The following is a 2,548-nucleotide window of genomic DNA, read 5'->3' as shown; positions in this document are numbered from 1 at the left end:
GTTGGTGGGGAGGGTGGGGAAATGATGTATTTATTTACGTTTGTTCGGTAGCGGGTTGTTGGAAAGGGCAGTTTTCGGCCAATAACGGACATTCAAAAGGTATATGAAAAAAGTGCCTTTTCACAAGGCAGCATACGTGTATCTAAAAAACTAGTAAAAAATGGAAGCAGATTAATTTCCTTGAAAGTAAGTTCGCCCCCATTTTCTGTGCTAGAGATTGGCTGCGCTATTGAGTTAGGACTCATTTATAGCTATATGTGTCATCGAGGCGAACCTTGTGAATAACTATTTTTCTTCTCGATTTTGTAAGCTGTTCAAATGAAAGCTGTATGGCATTGTGGGCTTGGATGCTGCCTTGTCGTGCATCAGTCATAAGCCATGACTCAATTATGGGTAGATCCTTTTGATTTCCTGCTCCTTTTTTTAGGGTATCTAGTAGGTCCCAATATTGATTTGAATAGTTTTGAATATTTTTTAATGCTCTTCTGATGTCGAAAGCTATCAAATTAAGTTGGGGAATTTTTGTCGTAAGTTCTTTAAGGATGTATTCTAGATCGCTAATATCGTCATCATTAATTGAAATCCCTAGTGCTAAATGGCTAGAGAGACTGGGTTGAATGCTGAGTTTTCGAAGCACACTTCGAAGTCGACGGCAGTAAAATATCATCAGCTCTGCAGCTTCTTGTTTTCGGCGTGACTCTTCAGAGATTTTTAAACCCCATTGAATAGCACCACTTGAAACTACTCCGATAATTGCTGCAGTTGCTCCAACCAATGCTCCCTGTACTGCTGGCTCCATTAATATTACTCCTTTTTGATTTGTATGTGCTGAGAAAAAGCGGCAGATCCGCTTTCGCGATATATGAAAATTGCATAAATCGGGTCAGGTCACGATTTAAGCAATCGCCCAAACGTGGTCTGACCCCGATTACATGACCCCGATTACATTCATTTGATGGTGATAACAAAATCCATTGTAGTCATGCTGGCAAGGTTGCTATCAATATAGTCACAAAGCAAGCCTGTCACCAGTTTTCTAGATACGCCCTTGATGTCCTGATTTTTTCTGTGTTCCAAACCTATGCCTGCGAATCGGAACAGCTGTTCTGAGCTTGCGTCAGTGAAGCCACTATTGTTCCGGTAAAAGGGGCAGATTTATTTTCAGGAAAAAATCTGTCCCTTTACCTCTTACTTGCGGCCCTCAATCATTTAGCAAGCTCACGAACAAAGCGTGCGCATCCCTCGGGGTCGGGAGTTGGCCATTTGACCGTGATTGATAGTTCATCAACGGGTAGCTCAATGATTGCCAGTGCCTCAGTCCGCCGTTTATATGAAATCGGGGTCAGACCACCATTGGTTTAAACGTGGGCTGACCCTGAGGAATCTACCAAAAGTGCGGTCAGGTAGGGTGCAGTTGTCCACTACAGCGTCGGTAACCGGTCCAGCGCGCAAGTGCGCTCTATTTTCGGCTCGTCGGCCGTGGGCATGCGCACGCCCGAATCGACATTGAATATGTCGATGTAACAACGGCTCAGCGAGCCCGGGACGTCGACAATCCCTCCCTTTATCACATAGCGTGCGCCCGGCGAAAATTCGCTGACAAACGCTACGCTGCACGAGCGATGGGCATTGGCCACGCCGCGCATTTCCAAGTGCAGCGGCTTGCCGGCTTCAATTGGGAAAAATCCCTCCGGCGTCGAGACATCCTTATAAACGGAAACCAACTGCTTCCCCATCCCTGACTCAGTCGCCACGGTTCTGCCGTATTTGCAGCCGATGGCAGGCGCCGCGACCAGAGTCACGCCGTTTCGATAATTTTCCATAGAGACCAATTCGCTGCGGATCAGCGCCTGGGGCGCCCCCGCCGGCACAAGGTATTTCGGCGCTGGGGCGCAGCCTACAAGTAGCAGAACTGAGCACAGGTAGAGAGGCTTCATAATTTCCTTATTAATGGAGGTAGAGGCGGCACTAACAGGCCTGATCAATCACAGTGAGTCAAGCAATAAGTGAGAAGGATGGGCGGCTGACCAGGTTGAATTAAAGATAGGGTCAGACCACATTTAGATAATGGTGGTCTGACCCTATTGTTTCTTCGTGAATACGTGGCCAAGGGCGGGCGCTACCTGGGGTTATGCATGGGCGCTTATCTGGCGGACAACAGCAACTTTGGGTTGATACCCCAGGACCTCGACTCCGAAGCCGGGCGGCCGGGGTTTGAAGTGCGAGGGGTTGAAGACGCGGCGGTGCGGGTGATGTGGGATGGCAAGCCGGACAGTGTGTTCTATCAGGACGGGCCGTATTTTCCCAAGGTTGATGGGCACGCGCCGTATACGGTGATTGCGACTTATCGCAATGGTGAAGTGGCGGCGGCGCGGTATCGGTATGAGAAGGGCGTAGTGGTGCTGAGCGGGCCGCATCCGGAGGCGGGGAAGGCGTGGTTTGATATGCGGGGATTGCGGTGCCGTCTGTTATACACATCTGACGCTGTCGACGAAGAGGAGAGTTTAGATCTCGCTGGGTGACGTGTCACTTAAGAAATAGACTCACA

At 49.0% G+C, this 2,548-nt stretch carries 2 protein-coding genes and 1 pseudogene; 1 reads left to right on the top strand and 2 read right to left on the bottom strand.

What is annotated here, in order from left to right:
• Positions 1 to 241: 241 nt before the first annotated feature.
• Together AACW30_RS23940 and AACW30_RS23935 are read right to left on the bottom strand one after the other, a co-directional pair.
• Positions 242 to 799 carry a hypothetical protein gene (locus AACW30_RS23940; RefSeq protein WP_124418052.1) on the bottom strand — a complete coding sequence of 186 codons (558 nt, stop codon included), beginning with the start codon at positions 797 to 799 and terminating at the stop codon, positions 242 to 244.
• A gap of 622 nt (positions 800 to 1,421) precedes the next feature.
• A complete protein-coding gene (locus tag AACW30_RS23935; protein ID WP_200625764.1) occupies positions 1,422 to 1,937 on the bottom strand; it encodes a hypothetical protein in 516 nt (171 codons plus the stop codon).
• Between the two features lie 153 nt (positions 1,938 to 2,090).
• Here AACW30_RS23935 and AACW30_RS23930 point away from each other — a divergent pair.
• Positions 2,091 to 2,522: pseudogene (locus AACW30_RS23930) on the top strand (BPL-N domain-containing protein); the annotation flags it as partial.
• Positions 2,523 to 2,548: the final 26 nt, after the last annotated feature.

This window comes from Pseudomonas sp. MF6747, from assembly GCF_963890955.1.
Classification (GTDB): Bacteria; Pseudomonadota; Gammaproteobacteria; order Pseudomonadales; family Pseudomonadaceae; genus Aquipseudomonas.
The sequence above is the reverse complement of the archived record's forward strand: the minus strand, read 5'-3'. Positions and strand labels throughout refer to the sequence as shown.

Bases quoted from the DNA above. Each gene is read 5' to 3' on its own strand.
- AACW30_RS23940 (WP_124418052.1), bottom strand. From the start codon at position 799: ATGGAGCCAGCAGTACAGGGAGCATTGGTTGGAGCAACTGCAGCAATT.
- AACW30_RS23935 (WP_200625764.1), bottom strand. From the start codon at position 1,937: ATGAAGCCTCTCTACCTGTGCTCAGTTCTGCTACTTGTAGGCTGCGCC.